The sequence below is a fragment of the Runella sp. R0.1_18 genome (assembly GCF_057652155.1).
In genome coordinates this window covers 216,823-239,690 of the sequence record NZ_JBYFCK010000011.1, presented here as the reverse complement: position 1 = coordinate 239,690, position 22,868 = coordinate 216,823, and the positions used below count along the sequence as shown (strand labels likewise).

The window sequence follows — 22,868 nt, the reverse complement described above, 5'->3', positions numbered from 1 at the left end:
AAAATGAATCGGAATATCATTCAAAATATCGAATCTGTCCTACAAGGCTCTTTTCAATGGGCTACCTAAACAGTTACTTGTGATGTTAATACATTTGATACAAGCAATTTAAAACACACATCAACTTTTGGTACCAATACCCCACCACCTTATAAGTATAGAGTTTGGGGTAAAGTATATCAATCTTTAGATGCACGTTCATTTGCTGGTTTACCAGTTTACATGATTAACGTTGAAAAAGTAGAAGAAGTAAAGTAAACCATTTTTAAACCTACATACCCGATAGCGCGAGGCTCCGACTCGTGATAATTATCAAAAGGCTTCCAGCCTTTCATGTTCCTAAAACTCAAAAACTTCACTTTTAAAAACAACGTATGAACATGAAACGATTAGTAAAACCTTGGCTCTATGCAGCGGGAATGCTGCTACTGACAGAAGGCTGTTTTTCCAACCCCTTAAAAAGCCGAGAAACTACTGTATTTGGTACAGTGGCCGATAACGATACCAAGTTGCCTGTTGATAGCGTACAAATTATGATTACTGGAGAAAAAGGAGTATTTGCTTCTAATGCCGATCAACTGAAGATAATTTATACTGACAAACAAGGCTATTACTCTACTACGATTGATGTTCCCAATGGTTATCATAAAATAACTGTAATAAATAGGTATTTTGATAAATTAAGGTACACTTTAAAATACAGGGGCTATTTTTCTTTAAAAGACAGTAATCGAACAAATTTTTGTTGTCCAGTAGAAATAGGCTCAAAAACGCAGTACGATTTCGTTATGCTTCCCAAATAAAATTGCCTCAACGTAATACTTATCTTTGGACATCCATCCACCCTTATCTGCGCTACTGCCGTCAAGATCGTACAGATAGTCTCGCGGAAGTTTTTGATTGTGAAATAATATTTTTAGTTTAACATAAAAAGGCGACTCTTTTAGGGAATCGCCTTTTTATGTTATGTATTCAGTTATTTCACTCTACCACCACGCGTTTTACCGTGCCGTCTTCATTTTGAACAACACTGATAAAATAAGTACCTTTTACATTTTTTCCCAAATCCAACTGACCTACGTAATCGCCCGTAAAATCTTTCACTTCTTTTTTGGCGATTTGTTTGCCTTTGGTGTCAGTGACTGAGATGGTCACGTCGCCTTTGGCGGGAGCGTAAAAACGAATGTTCAATTCATTTTTTTCGGGGTTGTTGGGATACGCTTCTAAGCCACGGATGGAAGCAGGTTTTCCTGCGCCGCTGATGTTGATGTCGCCGTGCCAAAATTCTTTGAATTTAGGCTCAAAATCGCGACTCCATTCTTCCATATTACGCTCTAGTTTACGCATCTGAGGCTCAATTCGCTTTTCAACCCGCTGCATACGGTCGGCAAAGGCTTCGTCGTCAAACTTAAATTCATACGTACGTTCACTTTTGCGGTCACCATTGCGCTCGCGTCGGTCAGACGGCTGCTCGTAGCGGTAAATTTGCACGTCACGTTTGCGGCCATCTTTCGGGATGACAGTAATATGCTCACGGTCGCCCCAACGTTCTTTGTCACGCACCACGCTCGAACCCTCCTCAATTTCGACGCTTAAACGACGATTGGCCGCCGCTTTGCTGTCGTTGCGGAGCGAATCCATGATGGTTTTTACCTTTTTCTCACGTTCTTCTTCCGAAAGGCCGTTGTAAGTATAAGTCCGCTCAAACGTTTCTACTTTACCATCTTTCTCCTCCGACATCCGTACGCGAATCGTCACTTTGTCTTTGTCAGCGGCTTTTTCTTCTTTTTTAACGTCTTGCGACATTGCCGTAGTGGCTACTCCCAGCCCTACTACCAGCGCAAAAAAAGTCATGTTTGTTTTCATAGGATTGCTTGGTTGTTAATTGGTGAATTGGCTCCGAAAGTTCGTCAACTTTCAGAGGTTGACCATGTTAAAGTTTCTTAAAATGTGTTAAAGGGTTGGGCGAATTGCGTTACTTTGAGGTGTACAATCGCCGAGTACGTTTAGAAGGTCGAGGTTCGGAAACGAAACGTTGCATGAGATTGAAAAAAATGATGACGAAACAAAAAATACGCTTATTGATTTCTCTGATGGGGCTGGCGGCGCTCAGTCTGATGGGGTTTCAATGGTATTGGATTACGAGTGCGTTGGCGTTGCGCAATGAGCAATTCGACCTCAAAGTGTCGGATGCCCTGCAAGATGTGGTACGAAAGTTAGAGAAACAGGAAATTCTTTATTTGATTCGACAACGGGAAGAAATTGAACAGCAACAGCGAAAACTGGAGGCGCTGAATAAGAACCGATTGGCAAAAAAAACGCAACCCCCCAAGCACCGACTACCCGACGAATATACAGCATCGGTGGGGCGAGATGGCAACCTGACGGGCTCCAACCCCACCGATGCCCTGACGCCGCGCAATCGATCGATGACCGATTTTCAGGCCAATCTTATCAATGAAATTTTAAGACAACGCAACGACGAATTGCCTCACATTGAGCGGTTTTTGCGGATTCATGCCGAACAAGAACGAATGTTTGAGGCGTGGTTTGACCAAATGGGAAGGGTATTGATGCCTACGGATTCCGTAGGCAATAGTTCGGTATTGATGACCGTACGTTCATCGGTACAGAAAGCCCGTCAACCACTCGAAAAAAGAGCAACACCTGACGAAAACGATGCAAAATCAAAAACCCTGGCCTCACAGACCGACTTGCTGAAAGATGTATTCAAAGACCTGCTGTTTAGCAAACGCCCGATGGAGCAACGCGTCAACCGTTTGATGATTGATTCGTTGTTGAAAAAATCGTTGGCCGAACGCGGCATTGGACTACCTTATGAATTTGCGATTCAAAACAACAATCAGTCGAATGTGCTGTTCTCGACCGTTGCTTACCGCCCCGACACGACGGGGAGCGAGCTGTTTCGGGCAAGTTTGTTCCCCAACGAAATCAATACCCTGCCGAGTCAGCTCTTGGTCTATTTTCCCGAACGGCAAGCCTTTATTTTGCAAAACATGAGCTTTACGCTGATTAGCTCCGCTTTGTTGTTATTGGTGATTTTGGGGTGTTTTTACGTGGCAGTGATGACGATTTTGAAGCAGAAAAAACTCTCAGATGTCAAAAATGATTTTATCAACAACATGACCCACGAGTTCAAAACGCCGCTTTCGACGATTTCGTTGGCCGTGAGCATGGCCCGCGAACAAGTGGAAACGCCGCAAAGTGAAAAAAGTAAAATCCAGCGGTATTTGGGTATCATTCGGGACGAAACACAGCGCTTGGGTGGGCACGTAGAGAAAGTGCTACAAATGGCACTTCTCGACCGTGGCGAAATCAAACTCAAACCTACCGAAGTAAACATCCATGACGTAATTGAAAAAGTACTCAACAATTTGGGGGTACAATTGGAGCAACGGGAGGGCGAAATTGAACTGAGTTTTGAGGCCACCAACGAATTGGTAGAAGCCGACGAATTGCACCTGACCAATATTTTGACCAACCTGCTTGATAATGCCAACAAGTACTCGCCCGAAGCACCTCACATTGCCGTAGGCACCCACAGCGATGATAATTTTGTCTATGTAAGCGTAAGCGACCAGGGGCGCGGAATGACCAAAGAGCAACAAACCAAAATTTTTGACCCTTTCTACCGCGTTCCAACGGGAAATATTCACGATGTGAAAGGCTTTGGCCTTGGCCTTAGCTACGTCAAAAAGATGGTGGAAGCGCACGGTGGAGCCATCGACGTGGAGAGTAAACTAGGAAAAGGAAGTACATTTACCGTAAAATTGCCATTGAAACATGACTAAACCGCCCATCACCCGCATCCTTTTGACCGAAGATGACCCAAATTTGGGGCAACTTTTACAGGAATACCTTATCAGTAAAGGCTATCAAACAGATTTGGCCACCGACGGGAATGCGGGGTTAAAGGCATTTTTAGAGGGAACGTACAATTTATGTTTGTTTGATGTGATGATGCCCAAAAAAGACGGGTTTTCGTTGGCCAAAGAAATTCGCCTGACCGACAAAGACGTCCCCATTATCTTTCTGACGGCCAAAAGTATGAAAGAAGATACGATTCAGGGTTTTAAAGTGGGCGCCGACGACTACATCACCAAGCCGTTTAGCATGGAAGAATTGCTGCTTCGGATTCAGGCAGTGCTGCGTCGTTATCAAAAAACAACTTTTACTTTGGAGGCCCAGCCGAGTGTTTTTCAACTAGGAAGTTATACGTTTGACGCAGACCATCAATTACTCACAAGAAACGGCGTTCCGCAGAAGTTGACGAGCAAAGAATCGGGTTTATTGAAGTTGTTCTGCGAAAATAAAAACCAACCCATCAATCGCAGTTTTGCGTTAAAATTGATTTGGGGAGATGATTCATACTTCAATGCCCGAAGCATGGACGTCTATATTACCAAGCTAAGAAAATACCTCAAAGACGACCCCGCGCTTCAAATTATGAACCTGCACGGCGAAGGGTTTAAGTTGTTGGAAGACCTGTAAGGTTTTATTTACTTCGACTGGTACGGGCCATACACTGCTTTAATACGAAACGACTCAGTCGTATCATCCAGTACGAGCACTTGGTACGTTTTTCCGCCTTTTTCGACCCTTATCACCACGTGCCCACCTTCGCTTTTGAGGCGAGGCAACAAATCAGCGATGGCCGTTTTGGCCTCTGGAAGCAGGTTGGTCATAAATACATCGCGCGGGCCTTTGTAAAACTCTTCCGAAAACATCCGCTCAAGGACATCCTTCCCTGGATGCGACGATGCCCAGCTCGGCACCACCATCACACGCGGTTGCAAACGAGTCAATAAAGTGCCATTTTGAGAATCGGGATAGCCGTGGTGGTCAACGAGTTGAACATCTACTGGCCCTACCACCTGGGCAATCGGAGTTTCTACATCGTGCCACGCGGGCGCTCCAAATCGAATAACCCCTTGTAAATCTCCCCCCGAAAAATAATCGAATTTCCCATAGTGAATTTGAAACACGGCACTACACATATTTTCGTTGGGAAAATCAGCAGATTTTAGCGAAGACAGCGGTGGGAAAAGTGGCGTCATTTGGATGCCTGAACCCGTCCACATTTCCCCATTAACGGCAATATTGCGCACTTCAAAAGGGTATTTTTTGCTTTTCAAAGGCACAATTTGATCGTTACTTCCCGCCCGAAAACGCTCAATCGCCATGCCATTGTGTTGCTGTTGCCATTGCAAAAACCGCCGATAATTACTCACCATCGAATCAGCCGTCATGGGAGTAGGGTACGAATAATCAGGCCAGCCCCGATCAATGACTTTTCGAATTGGGATAAGCTCCCCTACTTCTGTAATTCCTGCCAAGGTATATCCAGCGCTCGATTGCTTGGCAACATTGAGAGGTGTGCCCATGTGGTCGTCGTGGAAATGAGAAATTAGGGCGTAGTCAATAACGGGTGAAGTCTGGTGCGCCAATGCTTTCTGAACATAGCGCGCTATCCACTCCCCTGCTTGTCGTTCGTTGGAGGGCTTTATTGGGATATTTCGGGGCTTATTCGTCCGCCAATCTCGCGAATTGATAGCGCCCGCATCCACCAATAAGGTTGTTCCGTCGGGAAATACCAACAGTGTAGCACTACCTTGTCCTGTGTTGATGTGGTGAATATCCAACCCACCTTCTTTCCACTTAGGCAATGGCTGCCCGACCTGCTGTGCCAAGGAGCAAAAGGCATAAAGTAAGGTACAAAGAACAAAAAGGAAAGGGCGAATTTGTGCAGCGTTAGTCATAAACCGATGAGTAAGAAAACGAAAGAAAGAACCAAAAGCCATTTTGAAAACCAAACTTAATCTGTGAAGGGTTGCTCACAACCCAACCAGCAACTAAGAAGGAAAAGCACATTATTCAGCCGAAAAACCCGAAACAGAAAACCCAAAACTGAAAACCAGACAACCAAACTCACTTCACAAGTCGTTTGCGCAACAAAAGATACAATCCTAACGTCAGTAACCATTGCCCAATCATCAAGGGGAAATTAAGTTCGTTCATCATCCAAATGGTCGCCGTAGGAATAGAACTACTCGGATAACCCACGACCAAGAACGCGTACAGGTTGTTGGCTGCATGAACCCCCAAAGGTAGCTCAAGACTTCGGTCATACACCGTAAGAAGACCAAAAAACACCCCCACGCCAATGTAGTAAATCATGGCAATGCCCAGCGAGCCTGCCGCTTCTACCTCATCATTGAAACTATGCGCCAACCCAAACAAGATAGCGGGAATAGTCACTCCTACCCAAAAATTCCAAGAACCAATGCCCTGCATCAAATAGCCCCGAAAAAACAATTCCTCAAAAGAAGTTTGAAAAGGAATAAAAAGCAGCCCCACAATCAATGAAGGCAAAAACTCCGACCAGTTGAGGCTCAAACGGTATTTATCAGGAAAAAGCAAGTAAGTAACTAGCTCTACGGCTACTGAACAGCCAAGCCACAGCCCACCCGATGCCGCCACGCGTTTCCAGTTGACTTGCCCCGAAGGGACAATCATCGTAAACGGTGAGCGCTTGTGAATGTACCGTACACAAAACCAAAGCGTACCCAAGGCGACTACGAAGGAGAGAAAAACCAACGCCATCACCAAATAAATGGGCAATGACATCTCGTTTGAGCGCAGTTCGACCATTGCCCAAGCGCCTGGGATAGACCCAACGACGTTGGCAATAACTACCAGCAAAAAAACCGCTACGTAAAGGCCAAGGCGATTGTCGCCTTGCTTGGAAGCGTCAATAAAGGAGTTGGGTTGAAGTGGAAGCATAGGGGTATTTATAGCAAATTAAGACATTTTGTCATTAATAAAAAATAAAAACTCTAACAAATGCGACATTTTGTCATTAAAATTATCAAAAAAATCGCGTGGTACAGGATTTGACCTTAGTAAGGCGTTGATGCAGTAAAAAAAGACAATAACTAGCACAACTCAATTACAAACAACATAAAAACTTAAAACTACTAGCAACCATGGCAACTTTAGTAAAAACCAACGGCAACTTCCCTACTTTGTTCGGCAACGTATTCGGAAAAGATTTTAACGAGCTTTTTGCTCCCGCTAACTTGACAAACTACGGTGTACCTGCCGTAAACATTGTGGAAGGCGAAAGCGGATTCCGTCTTGAGGTAGCTGCTCCAGGTTTGAAGAAGGAAGATTTTAAAATCAACTTGGAAAATAATGTACTGAGCATTTCGGCTCAAAAAGAGCAAAAAAACGAAGAAACTACCGAAAAATATACCCGCAAAGAGTTTAGCTTTAACAGCTTCCGCCGCTCGTTCACTTTACCGAATACCATCGACGGCGAGAAAATTGCAGCTACTTATACCGACGGGGTATTGAACGTAGAGCTTCCTAAAAAAGAAGAAGCGAAGAAAACTCCTCGCTTGATTGAAATCGCGTAAGTAAGCCTGTATGTCGGGGTACTCATACCCCGACGCACACGGCGTGTGTCGGGGTGCTTACACCCCGACATTTTTTTATAATAATACGATATCGTTGGCATTTGCCACTTCAAAATTCTGAGTACGAAGGTTTTGCGCAATCACCACCGACGATTCGCGGGCTTTGGCCACCGCCAGTAAGCTTCCTTCTACATCCAGCAGCTCTACTACCTCTCCCGCTTCAAAATCGCCCGCCACGTTTTTAATCCCGACTGCCAAAAGGCTTTTACGATTTTGAAGGGCTTGAGCAGCGCCATCGTCGATGGTAATACGGCCTGCCACCAAACTCCCACTTCCCAACCAGCGATTACGCGCCGAGAGGCTATTGTCTTGAGGGGCAAACACCGTCCCCGTTTCTTCTCGAATCGCGTGCAAAATGCCATCGGGTTCGTTCATTCCAAAAATAATCGTCCGAATACCCATACGAGTTGCCAATTTCGCAAACGTCAGTTTGGACGTCATCCCTCCTAACCCTACGCTCGATTTATCGCTTCGCACAAACTGAAACACGTCATTGACCTGCGACACGCGCGGAATTACTTGGCCTTTATCATCTAACAAACCTCCTACGGATGTACAAAGCATCAACGTATCCGCCCCAAACCCCACGGCGATGAGCGTAGCCAACTCGTCGTTGTCCGAAAATTTCAATTCGTGACTACTCACCACGTCGTTTTCATTGACGATTGGAATAATGCCGTTTTCCCACAGTTCATGAAAAGTATCTTTCATTTGTAAGAATTGGTCACGGTTGGCAAAGTGCCCCCGTTCACACAGACTCTGCGCCACGGGAATATCGTAAGGAGAAAAAAACTGCGCGTATTTGTTCAGCAACAATAAGTTACCGATGGCCGCCGCCGCTTTGCGTTGAGTGATTTCACCTGCATAGCTGCGGATGTATTGTTTCCCCGCTGCCACCGCCCCCGATGACACAATGACAACGTGATATTCAGTATATAACTGCGCAACTTGACGGGCAATCTCCACCATCACAAGCTGATTGAGTTCTCCGTTTGCTTTGGTGATGGCTGCACTGCCGAATTTTAAAACTAAGATGGGTTTTGACATGATACTCGTAATCTTTGTGGCAAAGGTACAAAGGCAAGCCCAAAGAGTACACTACTGCCTTCTATTATTCCCCGCCATTTTACAATGCCATTAGAACCCGCTCTTTGGCTTCTTTCTAGTAGTAATATCATTCGTCAATACCTGTTCCTAATCATTTATACGCATCTGTTTATTTTTTATGAAAAAATTTCTGTGGTTTTCTCTGTTGTATTTATCTTTTTTTCAATTTAGTTATGGGCAAAAACCCAATATTATTGTCATTTTGACGGATGATATGGGCGTTGGCGATTTAGCTTGTTACGGCGGAAAAGTGCTTCCCACCCCTCATTTAGATCACTTAGCTCGCAACAGTATTCAATTTACCAACTATTATAGTGCGTCCCCCATTTGTTCTCCGTCACGTACGGGCATTCTTACGGGTTCGCACCCGGCCAAATGGAAAATCACGAGCTTTTTACAGACAAAAAAAGGAAATGCGGAATGCCAACAAGCCGATTTTTTAACCCTTGAAGCACCCTCTATTGCTCAGGTTTTGCAAAAAAGCGGTTATAAAACGGGGCATTTTGGCAAATGGCACATGGGAGGAGGAAGAGATGTAAAAAATGCTCCTGCCATCGCCCAATATGGCTTCGACGAATGGAGTAGCACTTGGGAAAGTCCCAACCCCGACCCCATCATAACATCTACCAATTGGATTTGGGCTGACTCTGACAGCGTAAAACGCTGGAACCGAACGGCTTATTTTATTGATAAAACATTGGCTTTTCTCCAAAAACACAAAGGACAGCCTTGCTTTATCAACCTGTGGCCTGATGATGTTCACACGCCTTGGGTGCCCTTTAAAGATGACGTAACCAAACACTCAGATGGCCCTGAAGCCAAAAGCAGTTTTAAGGCGGTTATGGAAGTTTATGACCGAGAGATTGGCCGCCTGATGGATGGGCTAAAGAAACTGGGCATGGATCAAAACACCCTTGTCATTTTTACTAGCGACAACGGAGCTTTACCTACCTTCAACGGCGCTCGCTCCGTCAATTTTAGGGGCTCCAAACTATCTCTGTACGAAGGTGGTATTCGAATGCCTTTTCTTGTCCACTATCCTGCTAAAATCAAGCGGGGCAAAATCGACTCCGTTTCGGTGCTTCACGCCAATGACTTGTTTCCCTCACTTTGTGCTTTAGCAGGAGCGAAAACAGAAGCCAAGGTTGACGGCAAAGACAAACTTAAAACGCTACTCGGACAACCTTCTAAGGAAACTCGTACTTTATTCTGGGAATACGGTAGAAACGAAACATCATTTCGTTACCCCCAAGGCAAAGACCGAAGTCCGCAGTTGGCAGTCAGAGAAGGAGACTGGAAACTTCTGATGAATGCCAACGGCACTGACGTTCAACTTTACAACCTTAAAACCGACAGCGCTGAACAGCAAAATCTAGCGATGGAAAACCAAAGCGTGGTTGATCCATTAAAAAATAAGCTGCTAAAATGGTGGGAGAGCCTGCCTCATTAATCACTACTTTTCAATCGTCAATTCATCTTTTACCTTCCCATCAGGGTCGAGGCAGCGGTAAACGAGGCGGTTGCCGTCGATGCGGATGTGCTGATACACAGGCCCACTTTGAAACCTTGCTGCGGCATACGGTTCGGTGGGCCAGTCTTTGTGGTGGCTCGGAATACTGATGGAAATGGTATAAATCGTTCCGTTTTGGGGGCTTTCTACTATCTTTTCGGCTTTCATGGGTTTGCTCCGCATGTAATAATGTACGTGCCCGCTCATAACCATGTCCACGTGGTAACGGTCAAAAAGAACGCCCCACTCTTTGCGGATTTGCGAATAGTCTTCTTCAAAATTATACGGGGGAAAATGCAGCATTACAAACTTCCATTTGGCTTTTGAATTGGCCAATTGCTGTTCTATCCAAGCCGTTTGTTCGTGATTCAAAAATGTCCCGTCAATCATCACAAAAAGGGCATTTTGGTACTCAAACGAATACGTACGCTCTTTCGGCAACTGCGCAGGCCCATTGGTAGGCAAGCTAAAGAGTTGCTGATACATCGCTGCCCCAAGGCCGTCTTGGCTATCGTGGTTTCCTGGAATGGGCATCAGCGGTTTGTAACTCAGCACGTTGCCCGAATGATGAAAAAACTCGTCCCATTCGTCGCGGTTTAGGCCCGTACTGACCAAATCTCCAATGATGGAATAGAATGAAATTTCGGGGTGACGCGGTAAGGTTTTTTGCGCCATCGCTCCCCAATCGGGCGACTTATGCGTGTCGCCAAACCAAATGAACGAAAAGCCTTCGGGCGTGGCGGCTTGGGTTTTAAACGAAGCGACTTCCGACCAGCCTCCACTCGCCGACCCTACTCGATAGTAATACGTAGTGGCAGGTTGCAATCCTTTCAAATGCGCCGAAAAATGATTGATGTAACGGTCGTTACGGAGAAGACGGTCTTCAATCGTTATCATTGAGGCTTCTGTCCGTAGCGTATCCGTTGTCTGGGCTTTCCAATAATTTACTTGGCCTTTTGTGACGTTTGGTCGCGTCCGCCACTGTACATCCATCGTTGTTTTGGGATCACCGCTGAGGTTGAGTACTACTTGGTCGGGACGCGACTGCGACGGGTAAAGCGTTTGGCGAAACGCATTTTTTAAATGCGCTTCTCTGGCCCGCCCCCGAATCGTCGTAAAGAGAATTTGACCCTTCAATGCCTCTGGCACTTCTTCCAGCACCAAATCGTCCCAATCATGGTACGTAAAGGCACCCACTTTCATTTCGTTAAACTGCTGATTGGCAGGCGATACCCGCGCAATCTTCACTTTATCACCCTTTTTTTGGGAGCCAACGCTGATGAAATACACAGGACGGTGTTTATCAAATCCGTTTATTCCTAACTGAACTGCTCCCTTGTTAAACTTTTTTTGCCACACCTCATAGGTATATTCTTCGTTTTTGACCTGCATGGTTGTTTTTTTGAAACCACTTTTAGCCAACCAAAACGGAGGGACTTTCTGGGCTTGGTCGCGCATGAGTGAAACCACCACAGGGACATTTACCTCAAACGTCCAATAACGCGTTGCTAAAATTTGGCGTTCTTTTTCTGACAAAAAGCCAAGGATGTATTCGTCCGAAATTGTATCTAACTGAGCGGGAGTCAATTGCTTATACAAGCGCGTCACCGCGCCGTCGAGCACTTCTTTGACCGTGGTTTGGGCTTGAATTTTGAACGTAAAAAAAGCGAGAAAAATGAATGGTGTGAGAAAACGTAATTGCATAAAAATGAAATATTTAAGGCTTAATATACCTTCCCGAAAGTTTAAAACTTTCGGGAAGGTGGTAGAACTTTCGGGAAGCTAATATCTCCTACTTCGCAGGGTACTGCTTTTCGAGCCATATTACAATTTTTGAAAACACATCCACAGCCGCCGAAGCACTCATGCCGTGTTTTTCTTTGGGATAAAGTTCTAATTGCGAAAGCGCCCCCAGTGATTGCAGTTTTTTATGAAGATTTTCGGCTTGACTGACGTTTACCAACGGGTCTTCGACACCGTGGAATGAAATGGTCGGCACGGCCGTTTCTTTGGTCAGGTGCAATAACGGACTTGCGTCAACGCAGATTTGTGCTTTATGATCGGGAGTTCCTAAAAAGCGAATGACGGTATTGTCGGCATCGCTGCCGTCGGGGCGAATGGTCTTGTCCGTCAAGTCGGTAGGCCCCCACAAATTGACGACGGTTTTGACCTGTTTTTTCGCGTCATGTTTATAAGCATACAACATCGCCAAATGCGCCCCCGCACTCCCGCCCATGAGCGCAAATTCGTTGCCGTTAAAACCGTACCGTTTTGCCTTACTCGACAAAAATTCAAGTGCTTTTTTTACATCTTCAATTTGAGCGGGGAACAAGTTTTGACCGTCTTTTACCAAACGATAATTGATAGAAACCACCATATAACCACGGTTACCGACCAATTCTTCGATAAGCTGTTTGGGAAACTCGCTTTTATCTCCCCTACTCCACGACCCTCCGTGAATATAAACAATCAACTTGGTAGCGCTGTTGTGGTTGTCGGGATAAAACGCATCCAGCAAATTTTGCTTGTCCGCCGCGTCCCCATAAGGCACATCCAACAACGACTGATAACTTACCTTCTTGGGAAGTGGGGCTGCATTTTCGGCTAAACCATTACGCCAACCGTTGGCAGTAAGGTATTTGACTAATGCTTCAGGCTGATCCGTTTGAACGCCGTTGACACCTTTTTGCAAAGCACTATTCCACGCTTCGGGGCCTTCCGAGGGGCTTTGAACATCTAACCAAACGCTTACGCCCTCGCTTTGGGCGGCTTGCACCATTTCTTTGTCATAGATGTTATCAAGCGCCTCGATTTTGACTTGTCCCAGAAAATACCGCAGTTGGTCTTTATTTTTTACCTCGTCAAATAGGCTCGTCATCAACGGCATTTGGGGAGCCAAGCTTCGCCATTTTTTGTAGTCGGGGACTTTGTTCAAATAGACAACTATTTGATTTTCCATTCCCTCCGCTTGAATCTGTTTCCAGGTTTCGGCCACATCCGCATTTTTAAAATCTAGGTAGATATGAATGCGGTTTTTGCACAAACGCAGCACCTCCCGAAACTCAGGGATTCGGTAGGCCGTGGGGTCGTCGGTTTTGGGGTTTTTAAGTTGGAGCGATTGCAGTTCGGCCCACGTTTTGTCCGCTACGTTGCCTTGCCCATTGGTCATACGGTCAACGGTGGCATCGTGGTGAATCATCAAAATACCATCTTTGCTCGTCCGTAGGTCAATTTCAACGTAATCAGCGCCGCTTTTGATGGCTTCTTCGTAGGACGCCAAGCTATTTTCGGGAACATTGACGTGGTTTCCTCGGTGAGCAATGACCACCAATTTGTTCTTGGAGGCAGGCAAAACGGGAGCTGTTTGAGCAACTCCCGTAAAAATGCTAAGTAGCGCGATAAGCAGTGTTATCGCATACCTTTGGGCATATTTCATAGAAAAACGAATTAACTATCTCAGTTGAAAGGGCGTCTTTGCATCATGCTCTGACATGAGCTTATTAAAATACTCTTCCAGAATGCCAGAGTACTCTGGAGACATTTCGGTTGCTCCCAGTCCTACCAACAATTCGTCAAACTCCTCTTTCGACAACTTGTTGCTCAGTAGCTTGTCGACTAGGTACTCTGGACGGGAGTGTTCCATGGTCATTAGTTTAAAAGTATATCTGAAATACGCCAAAGATTCCCCAAAAGACTATTTTAAAGTACCTTTTTCTGGTCAGTTAAAAATACTCGTGTGCTTACGGTATAGGTACCTCCCTCGGGGTTTTTATATTTTAAGTCAACGTAAAAAGCTTTGTAACCGTTGCTTGGGTAGTTTTCTTTCAACTTAATTTTTGACGTATTCGATACTCCCAACGATTGGCTTGTCCACTTTTCGTTTCTAAAATCCTTGTCTGCCGACGTTGCCGACCAAACAATGGCATCAACCAAACCATCACTTGCCGTATTTATACTCATTTTCACCCCTTTACGGCTCGACGACGCCTTCCATTTAGGTGTCGGATAGGCGCGGTTGTTGATGGTCGTTCCAAAAAATGCACTCAATGCTTCCAGCGCTTGCGCCCCTCCACCCAAATCGTGTCCTGCGTTGGGCACGTAGTGAATCATATTTTGCCCAGGAATCTGGTCATAATAATGTTTGATGGCATCCACTGTCCAGTATTCGTCGTTGGTACCAATAAAAATAATTTTAGGCACCGTCAGTTTTGCGCGGTACGAATACGGATCAATCATCGTTGTAATTGCCGCTCCTTTGGGCGTGTTGGCTGTTTGAGGAATCTCCAGTTTTACGTAATCTTCGATTTGAACGCTGTATTCCCCATAACTTTTGAGCTGATAATCGAGCGTTGCAGGCATATTGAGCATGTCAATCACCATGGGGCCAATCGCCTTTACACGGTTATCGTCAATAGCCGCCGACAGCCAAGTCGTCCAACCACGTTTTGAAGCGCCCGTTACCACAAAGCTATTAACCTCATGATTGAGTTTTTGTTTTGAAAATGCCTGAACAGCATCCATGGCTTTCACGGCACTTTTCACCATCGGGAACAACAACGGCCAAGTATAATCGCCATCTTTTTTGAAGTTGTGTAATGTATATGAAATCAGCGCGTCTTCCGTCAATTTACCATAAAGTGGTTGATTCGGCGCTTGTTTCAAGAGTACAACAATGGCTTTATTTTTAGACGAAATTCCCGCCAATGGCAACCAAAGTTTGTCTTTGGTACTCCAGTTGGGTTGCTCCTCTTTATTTGACCCTCCTGTAATGAACAACAAAGCCCCATCGTGGGTATTTTCTTTGGGAACAAATACCGTAAGCTGATGGCGCCACGTGATTCCTCTCCATTTTTGAGAGGTCAGGAGAATGTTATAACCCATTACATCCCCCATCGGAAACGAGTCTTTCAGCTCCCACGTAAAGGTGTTATCACCGTTGTTGATGTAACTTTTGAGGGCAGTTTCGGGGGTAATATTGGCTTGTTGCGCGTGGCTACTGGGCGTTGCTACCCAAACGATAGCCGCTATTAAAAAGAGTTTAAAAAATGGCTTTAGCATTATGATTTGAGTTAGAGGATATTAGATTTACAAATGAATGTTTCGCTCTTTCAGCAATTTCAACAACAGTTCAGGTTCGTCAGTTTGCACCACGTTGGCTCCGTGTTTGAGAAGCTGCCCCAATGCTTCGTCGGTTTTTCCTGCTCGAAGCGCCTCATCCACAGGCCCTAGTGCATTTATCCAAACCCGCGACGAATGCTTTTTGATGGTTTCCACTACTTCGGGGGTATAAAATGAGAAATCGATGTGGACAATTTCGGGCTTAAATATCGCAATGGCAGAATCTGCTTCGGTCAACGAATGCGCCCGTGGCATGATCATGTAGTTTTTGTTTTTCTTGTCAACGTACTTCAAGGTTTCGTAATCGCTGTCAAAGAAAATAACAATGTCTTTCGTTTTCGTCTTTTGGATTACCGCTAAGACGGCATCCATGTTATCAGTTTTCAAGTCCAAATCGACCAGCATGTGCCCCTTGGCCAGTAAAAGTGCTTCTTCTAACGTTGGGATTTTTTCGGTCGTTGTTTTACCATTTTCTACCAAAAAAAGCTGGTTAAGCTGCGCAAACGTCATTTCTTCTAACTTTCCTTTTCCCGTGGTAGTGCGATTGACGGTTCCATCGTGCATAATGACGGGCACGCCATCGGAAGTTACTTTAACGTCGATTTCCAGAATATCTACCCCCAATCGAATGGCCTCTTTGATGGCAGGGATGGAGTTTTCGGGAAACTGCTTATGCGCAGCACGGTGCGAAGCTACCAGTACGGTATTCGACTTGGGATTAAGAAAATCTTTTTTGATGTCTTTGACGTTTCGTTGCGCCCACGATGTCCCAATCGACAGTCCAAGAATGCTCCACCAGAGCCATTGTTTTTTCTTCATTTTATGCTAATTATTGTGCCTTTGGGCTTTCTTTGACAAGCTTCAAGGCTTGTTCCATATAGATTTCGGCGGTCATTTCACCCAAACTCGTACGGCTCACATACTCGTAGCGTTTGAAGCTATTGAAATCGACTTTGGTAAGCATGTACCCAAACGCATCGTTGGTAAGGCCAAACAAAAACGGCAGCTTTGTGTTCATGTTTCGTTTGAGGTAGTAGCCAATGTTGGGCAAGGCTTCTCCTGGAATGGTCAGGATTTGGGCAGGGCCAATGTTCAATAAATTCACCTGCGTACTCACGCTGGCATCTTTGGCGTTGGGGTGCTTGAGGGGTGAATTTTTAAGAATGTAACGCATCAATTCTGACTCTACGGGAAACTCTACCGTGCGTGCCGTGCAGTACAACGAAGCATTATCGAGGGTTGGAGCAGGAGTAACGATACGCAGGGCTTCGTCGGCCAGCAATTCGCCGATTCGGACACACTCTTCCCACGTATTGGCTTCATTGCTACCTTCTCGACGGTTGTCGGCGGTAACCATCCCTCCTTGCGCACCATTCATAAACAGGGCAACACCGCCCACTTTCGACTCGATGCGGTCGTACAACGGCCCGCACATATCGGGACTCATAATTCCTCTTCCCGACCCAATGATTTCGGGGTGAATGGCGTAGTTGACCAAAGTCGCAATCGTTTTTCCCTGTTTATTAATGGCCTGAATCACCCCACACCGTGGGTCGTACAATTGCGGAGCGTAGTAATTGTACGCAATTTGGCCTTTGGCTTCGCCCACGGCGATTTTTAGCGTGGCAGGTTCTAATTTTGAAATAGCTTCATTGACGGCATCGGCGATTTTTTTGACGCAATCATCCAAGTACTTCAAATCCGCCGACGACTTGCCCGTCTGGTCAGGAAACGCGTACGCATCGGGGCCGCTGTGGGTGTGGGTGCAGCCAATCATCACATTTTCAGGAGGAATACCTTTGATTAGCGCGCGCGATTTGTTACCCAATACAGACGACCAACCAAGGTTATCAACGCCCACGATTGCCACGCGCGTTGCGCCTTTTTCGAGCACCATCACACGGGCGAATAAATCACCTTTTTTCTCCGTGGTAGGCTTAGGCGTACCTATTCCTCCCGAGGCAGGAAGCAGTGGATTAGGCGTAATAACCCGCAAGGCAGCTCCCACGCGTAACTCCTGCGCTATGCTCGCCATTGCCAGCCAACTCCAAGCGATTACGCCAAGTATTATTCGTTTTTTCATACTGATTTTGGTTTTTCGGTAAATTCGTCGGGTTGTGAGCAACCCGACGCACAATATTCGACATTCTCGCCTCTGCACCGCTCGGGCGACCCGTCAACATTCCCGCTACTCGTCGGGTTGTGAGCAACCCGATGCACAATATGCACAATATTCGACATTCTGCACTCTGCGCTCGACATTTCCACTAAAGCTCCCCTAAAGAGCATACGGTAAACTTACATTTGTGGGCTATTGAATAAAGGTATGTGTAAAAAAAGGTGGAAAGTTTTCCACCTTTTTTATTCTCTTCAACTCTTATTCTTACCAAGGTTTGTTTGTTCCCTGAGCTACCCAAGGCTTAGACCAAGGGCTATTTTTACCATCTGCCGCCGAAAACTCAGTTTGTTCTAGTTTACTCATCGCACTTTCGGCATTCACCTTGTTCAAATTACGTTCGTCGAGCATGTAGAAAAACCGAACAGGCAATACCTTGCGCTTGGCTTGCGGCCCTGCCACCAACGCAGGAAACCCTGTTCTGCGGTAGTCAAACCATGCTTCTTGCGCCGCCGTCCAACTTGAAATCCATTTTTGCTCGATGATTTGTTTCAAGGTTCCGTCGTATTTTACCCCATCTCCTGCGATATAAGTAGCATAACTGCTTCCTACGCCCCAAGTATCTAAAGAGGCTTTTACTCCTGCCTCATAGTGCGTTTTAGCATCACCGACTGCCCAGCCTTTAAGGGCAGCCTCGGCTAGTATAAATCGAACCTCTGCCGCTGACATCAAACGCGACTTCAGAAGTGGCCCTTTGGCTTGCTTATAAATATCGTTCAGCCACGACACGTGTGGGTTATTAGCCGCTTGCTCGGCAGTTGGGCTTAAATTGTACGCTGCTCCACCCACCATTGCTGTTGGCAAACCTACATATTCGTTGGTATTATATTCTTTTCCTGCCACTTTATCAGGAGATAAATAGCGCTTACTACCATCAATTTTATCTGTTCCTTTGGGAAGAGCAGGATCAACGACTAGCTGAATTTTTACCTTGTTGGCCCAAACTCCCAAGCGTGGGTCTTTGATTGCCAACAATCTATCTACAAACGTGGCCGCCATTTTGATGCGGCGGTAGTTACTTTCACTGGCATCGTAAATGGCGTTGGCAGGCCAAGAATCGTCGTTGCTATTTCCCGCAAAAGGCATCGCACAGTCATCCGCAATGGCCGTAATGATAGGATACTGCGTGGCATTGCCTACAATCTTCTCAATACCTGCTTTGGCCACGTCAGGCTTTTTGCTTGAAATACGCATATAATAGCGCAACGCCAGAGAGTTAGCCAATTTACGCCATTTGGCAGGCGCTCCTGCATAATAGGCATCGGCTGTACCGACAGTTATAGGGTACTCAGCAGCATTTTTGGAAAGCAATGTATTTGCTTTCTCAAGGTCGGCCAAAATCCCAGTATAAATTGACTCTTGCGAATCGTACGAAGGAAAGGTATTGGCAGCGCCACCGTCCGCCCCTTTCAAGGCTGTTGTGTAAGGTGCATCCCCCCAAAGATCGGTAATCAACCCAAACATCATGGATTTCATCACCAAGGCGATGCCTTGATGTAGCTCTGAATTGATAGCGACGGCACGGTCATACACGTATTGGTTGTTACGTAAAATATCGTAATAACCCGCCCAGCTTTGGCTTCCACCCCAATCGTACTCGTTGTGGCCGCTGCTCCACCCATCTTTTTGGGTATGCTGCATGACGCCTGCGATGTCTTGGTAGCCCAAGTTGACAAAGGCTTTTCCACTTTCTGTCAAAACAGTTGACAACACCAAATTTGGATTGGCATTGGCAGGATTGACACCATTGGGGTTTTCGTTGAGTACAGTTAAATCTTTACAAGAAAATACCGTACAAGAAAACAAAAGCACCAAGCAAGTTGATTTAAAGTTCTTGATTTTCATTGCCTTAATGTTGTTTATGTTTTCTTAGAATGTGAGACCCAATTTAAAACCGACTGGAATAACCCAAGGATTGACGTTGTAGCGTTCGATACCCTGTTTAAACTGGCTTCCGCCGCCTTGTACACCTGACTCTTGCTGGAATGCCATTTCTGGGTCAATGTTGATTTTGGCTGCTGTCCAAAGAATGATATTGCGACTATACACCGAGAAGTTGGCACTTTGTACACCCACTTTTTTCAACCAACTCTGGGGCAAATCATAGCCAAGCGTAATTTCACGCAATTTGAGGAAAGACGCATCGTACAAAAACGCTCTTGTAAAAGACCAAGCTGTACTTCCTGCAAATGGCAACATCAACGTGCCTGTCTCTCCTAAGTTTTCCTTGAAACCTGTTGGATTTCCATTGGCATCGTAGCCCGTTGCTATTACCCCAGGAATAAATACCCCCCCGTGAGGCAAGGTATAAGGGCCGTATTTAAAGGGATATCCGCCGTAGTCAGGAGTGGGGCCACCTACCAATGGGAAATTATTACCATTGATGAGCACCATTTTGTCTTGGTTGGCCACCAAATAATCGCGGAGGGCTTTGCCTGTCAACCCGTTAGGATTGAACAATTTATCCAAAAACAACTGCGACTGTCCATTTTCTTCACCAAAGCGATACGTCTGTGAGACAAAGTCGCCGCCGTTACGCCAGTCGAAAGACATACTCAAGCTAAAGCCTTTGTACGAAATCGAGGTCTGCAATCCCATGATAAATTTAGGGTTGAAGTTCCCGATTTTATTTTTTGTATTGATGGCATCAATCGACTGCCACTTGCCAGTTTGGTCCAAAATGGGGTATCCATAATAAGGAGACTCCTTGTTTTCGACCGTCACTACTTTTGCATCATAGATATCCCCAATTTCGTCGCCTACGTACGTCCAAGCGCCTCCTTTGGCATCTGTCCAAAGTGTGTAGTAAGGCAAATCGTCCGAAAGCTGCTTGATGGTTGTGCGGTTGCGGGTCCAGTTGGCATTGATGTCCCAGCGCCAATTGTTACGGTCGATTGGCGTTCCGCCCAGCACAAATTCAAAGCCTTTGCTCACCAACAACCCTGCATTGATATTTTTCAGGGTATAGCCCGACGACGGCGGAAGTTTGGTACTTAGAATCTGGTTGCGGTTTTCTACCATGTAGTACGTACCAGAGAAGCGCAAACGATTTTTGAACAAATTAAGATCTATACCACTTTCGTACGACGTAACGATTTCGGGTTTGAGGTCTTGGATGAGAAGCGTTCCAGGCGTACTTAGGCGCGGTACTCCGTCCCACGTACCTGCGTTTCCGAGTGTGCCGAGCAATTGGTACGGGTTGGCGTCGTTACCCACCTGCGCAAATCCTGTACGAAGTTTCAACATACTGATTTGGTTGGTCAACGGAAGCATTTCGTTCACCAACAAGCTCAACGAAGCCGATGGGTAGAAGTACGAGCGGTTGGCGGCAGGCAACGTACTCGACCAGTCGTTTCGGGCAGTTACGTCCAAAAATACCATGTCTTTGTAACCAATATTTGCCAATCCATAACCACTATAAATAGCTCTTTGGAACCACGAGCTATTGTAGTCAAGATTAGCAGGGGCAATATTCTGAATGGTATAAACACCTGGCACAATCAAACCTGTACCACTTTTGGTGGCATTGGTCACGTTTGAACCTTTTTGGTAACGGGCATTTCCACCGACTGAGAACGCAAAGCTGAAATCTTTTATGTCTTTTTTATAAGTCGCTAAGAAATCTGCATTGCTTTCAAAGTTAGCGATATTGATAATTCCGTACGCACCACGCGGGTCGTTGGTGTAGCTATTGCCCACCTTCATCTCACGTTTTTCGTTATACGTGTCTATGGCATAGCGTCCCATCAAGCTGATTTCGGGCGTAATCTGCCATTCTGCTTTGATGTTACCAAACGCACGGTCACGTACAAAACTGTTATTTACTTCATAAGCCAAGAAATACGGGTTATTCCAAATACCCTTGAACTGAGAGCGCTGCTGTAGTCCTTCCTGCCCTGGCAACCAGTAGTTTTCCAAATCACGAATATCGGTATGTGGAGACACGGCATACGCCCACTGAAGCGGGTTAGCTCCTCGGTTTCCTGCGGGGCGGTTGTTTGAGTTAGAGCGGCTCAAGTCCATGTTGGTACTCACCCGCAGCTTATCGCTTACTTTAACTGATGTATTTAAGTTAACGGTATTTCTAAACAAGTCAGAATTGGGGACAATTCCTTTGTGCTGCATGTTTGAATACGACAAGCGATAGTTGAACATATCGGTACTATTGGCAATCGAGACGCCGTTGGTGGTTGTCACCCCTGTTTGGACAAAGTTCTTGACGTTATTGGGGTGCGACACGAGCGGCATTTTCATGGGCTTTCCATCGGCCCCAATTGGACTGTTCCATTGTACTTCTTCGTAGCCCTTGTCCAAAGCTGCGCCGTAAGTAGCTGCAATGTTTTCTTGAATCAAACCCCCAAATGGATTAGTGAGAGGATTTCCGCTGATTGAAGGCGGAATGGCCGAAAACTGCCCTGTTCCAAACTGAGTTTGCCATTTCAAGTACTTAAATGGTTTGTCAAAAACCGTATTAGAAGTAATCGAAACGGTCATTTTTTTGGCTTTAGAGCCACTTTTTGTGGTAATAAGCACCACGCCGTTCCCCGCCCGCGAACCATAGAGCGCCGCCGCACTTGGCCCTTTCAAAATCGAAACACTTTCGATATCGTCGGGGTTAAGGCTCGAAATGGAGTTACCAAAATCGGCACGGTTATCGTTTCCGACCTGGCTAATGTTGTTGAGGGTGTTGGCCAACGGAACACCATCGACCACAAACAAAGGCTGGTTGTCGCTACTCAACGAAGTAGCACCGCGAATCACCATACTAACCGACGAACCCGTACCGCCCGTTGAGCTAATAGACACCCCAGCCACTTTTCCCGCCATGGCGTTCAAGACGTTTTCTTGCGCCACGCGGTTCAGGTCTTTGCTATCTATTTTACCCACAGAATACCCCAGTGATTTCTCTTCGCGCTTGATGCCCAAAGCAGTTACGACCACTTCTTTTAGGTTTTCAATCCCTGGCGTGAGCACAATGTCCACGACATTTCGGTTGCCGACGGCTACTTCTGAGGCATCATACCCCACAAACGAAAATACCAGCGTTGGATTAGCGCCGCTGACTTCGATGCTGTACGTTCCAGTGGCGTTACTGGTCGAACCTTTCTGGGTTCCTTTCAAGATTACATTGACTCCTGGCATGGGAGCACCGTCTTCTTTGGAAGTAATTTTTCCAGTGACGGTTCGTGTTTGAGCTATGGCTTGGGAAATACATAGCCCTACTACCAACATCATCATCCCCAAATACCTCAGTATCGGAGAAGGTGTAGAGTTTTCAATCATGTCATTAATTGGTTAAGTAGTTGTATTATTCCCTTTTACGTATGCCAAATTAAAAAGGGCTATCCTCAACTACTTTTTTTTACAACCAATTGAAATAAAATAACATAAAAGCCATTTTAGAAACATTTAGATAAAAAAAGGGCAGAAATATTCTGCCCTTTTTTTGTTCAACTAA

The 22,868-nt window shown here is 45.7% G+C and carries 16 protein-coding genes; 5 read left to right on the top strand and 11 right to left on the bottom strand.

The window, feature by feature from the left end; translation table 11 throughout:
• Positions 1–380 precede the first annotated feature (380 nt).
• Positions 381–803, top strand: coding sequence for a hypothetical protein (locus AC23P2_RS19735; protein WP_487774790.1), 423 nt, complete (start codon positions 381–383; stop codon positions 801–803).
• Between the two features lie 178 nt (positions 804–981).
• On the opposite strand, the gene AC23P2_RS19730 is transcribed toward AC23P2_RS19735, so the two are convergent.
• Entirely contained in the window at positions 982–1,866 is an 885-nt protein-coding gene (locus AC23P2_RS19730; RefSeq protein WP_487774789.1) for a T9SS type A sorting domain-containing protein, read from the bottom strand.
• 188 nt (positions 1,867–2,054) lie between these two features.
• Between AC23P2_RS19730 and AC23P2_RS19725 the strand changes: the two genes are divergently transcribed.
• Positions 2,055–3,812 carry a sensor histidine kinase gene (locus AC23P2_RS19725; RefSeq protein WP_487774788.1) on the top strand — a complete coding sequence of 586 codons (1,758 nt, stop codon included), beginning with the start codon at positions 2,055–2,057 and terminating at the stop codon, positions 3,810–3,812.
• The gene (locus AC23P2_RS19720) at positions 3,805–4,512 is read left to right on the top strand and encodes a response regulator transcription factor (protein ID WP_487774787.1); all 708 of its coding nucleotides are present in this window, start codon (positions 3,805–3,807) and stop codon (positions 4,510–4,512) included. Before AC23P2_RS19725 ends, AC23P2_RS19720 begins: the two co-directional genes overlap by 8 nt.
• An 8-nt stretch (positions 4,513–4,520) precedes the next feature.
• Here the strand turns inward: AC23P2_RS19720 and AC23P2_RS19715 are convergent, their stop codons facing one another.
• A complete protein-coding gene (locus AC23P2_RS19715) occupies positions 4,521–5,711 on the bottom strand; it encodes a ComEC/Rec2 family competence protein (protein WP_487774786.1) in 1,191 nt (396 codons plus the stop codon).
• A gap of 238 nt (positions 5,712–5,949) precedes the next feature.
• Positions 5,950–6,804 carry a CPBP family intramembrane glutamic endopeptidase gene (locus AC23P2_RS19710; RefSeq protein ID WP_487774785.1) on the bottom strand — a complete coding sequence of 285 codons (855 nt, stop codon included), beginning with the start codon at positions 6,802–6,804 and terminating at the stop codon, positions 5,950–5,952.
• A gap of 203 nt (positions 6,805–7,007) precedes the next feature.
• Here AC23P2_RS19710 and AC23P2_RS19705 point away from each other — a divergent pair, with 203 nt between their 5' ends.
• Entirely contained in the window at positions 7,008–7,439 is a 432-nt protein-coding gene (locus AC23P2_RS19705) for an Hsp20/alpha crystallin family protein (RefSeq protein ID WP_028523812.1), read from the top strand.
• Between the two features lie 75 nt (positions 7,440–7,514).
• Here the strand turns inward: AC23P2_RS19705 and proB are convergent, their stop codons facing one another.
• A complete protein-coding gene (gene proB / locus AC23P2_RS19700; RefSeq protein WP_487774784.1) occupies positions 7,515–8,546 on the bottom strand; it encodes a glutamate 5-kinase in 1,032 nt (343 codons plus the stop codon).
• A 178-nt stretch (positions 8,547–8,724) separates the two neighbouring features.
• On the opposite strand from proB, the gene AC23P2_RS19695 reads away from it, so the two are divergent.
• The gene (locus tag AC23P2_RS19695) at positions 8,725–10,056 is read left to right on the top strand and encodes a sulfatase family protein (protein ID WP_487774783.1); all 1,332 of its coding nucleotides are present in this window, start codon (positions 8,725–8,727) and stop codon (positions 10,054–10,056) included.
• 3 nt (positions 10,057–10,059) lie between these two features.
• Here AC23P2_RS19695 and AC23P2_RS19690 read toward each other — a convergent pair whose 3' ends face one another.
• The 7 genes from AC23P2_RS19690 to AC23P2_RS19660 form a co-directional block, all read right to left on the bottom strand.
• Positions 10,060–11,820, bottom strand: a complete 1,761-nt coding sequence (locus tag AC23P2_RS19690; RefSeq protein WP_487774782.1) for a purple acid phosphatase family protein — start codon at positions 11,818–11,820, stop codon at positions 10,060–10,062.
• Positions 11,821–11,908: 88 nt separating this feature from the next.
• Positions 11,909–13,552, bottom strand: a complete 1,644-nt coding sequence (locus AC23P2_RS19685) for a glycerophosphodiester phosphodiesterase family protein (RefSeq protein WP_487774781.1) — start codon at positions 13,550–13,552, stop codon at positions 11,909–11,911.
• Between the two features lie 263 nt (positions 13,553–13,815).
• Complete coding sequence (locus tag AC23P2_RS19680) at positions 13,816–15,174, bottom strand: PhoPQ-activated pathogenicity-related family protein (RefSeq protein WP_487774780.1); 1,359 nt, start codon at positions 15,172–15,174, stop codon at positions 13,816–13,818.
• 27 nt (positions 15,175–15,201) lie between these two features.
• Positions 15,202–16,053 (bottom strand): glycerophosphodiester phosphodiesterase family protein, encoded by an 852-nt coding sequence (locus tag AC23P2_RS19675; protein ID WP_487774779.1) that lies wholly within the window; start codon positions 16,051–16,053, stop codon positions 15,202–15,204.
• Between the two features lie 10 nt (positions 16,054–16,063).
• Positions 16,064–17,317 carry a hypothetical protein gene (locus AC23P2_RS19670; RefSeq protein ID WP_487774778.1) on the bottom strand — a complete coding sequence of 418 codons (1,254 nt, stop codon included), beginning with the start codon at positions 17,315–17,317 and terminating at the stop codon, positions 16,064–16,066.
• A 300-nt stretch (positions 17,318–17,617) separates the two neighbouring features.
• Positions 17,618–19,255: a SusD/RagB family nutrient-binding outer membrane lipoprotein gene (locus AC23P2_RS19665; RefSeq protein ID WP_487774777.1), complete on the bottom strand. Its 1,638-nt coding sequence runs from the start codon at positions 19,253–19,255 to the stop codon at positions 17,618–17,620.
• 24 nt (positions 19,256–19,279) lie between these two features.
• Positions 19,280–22,642 carry a SusC/RagA family TonB-linked outer membrane protein gene (locus AC23P2_RS19660; protein ID WP_487774794.1) on the bottom strand — a complete coding sequence of 1,121 codons (3,363 nt, stop codon included), beginning with the start codon at positions 22,640–22,642 and terminating at the stop codon, positions 19,280–19,282.
• Between the last annotated feature and the right edge of the window lie 226 nt (positions 22,643–22,868).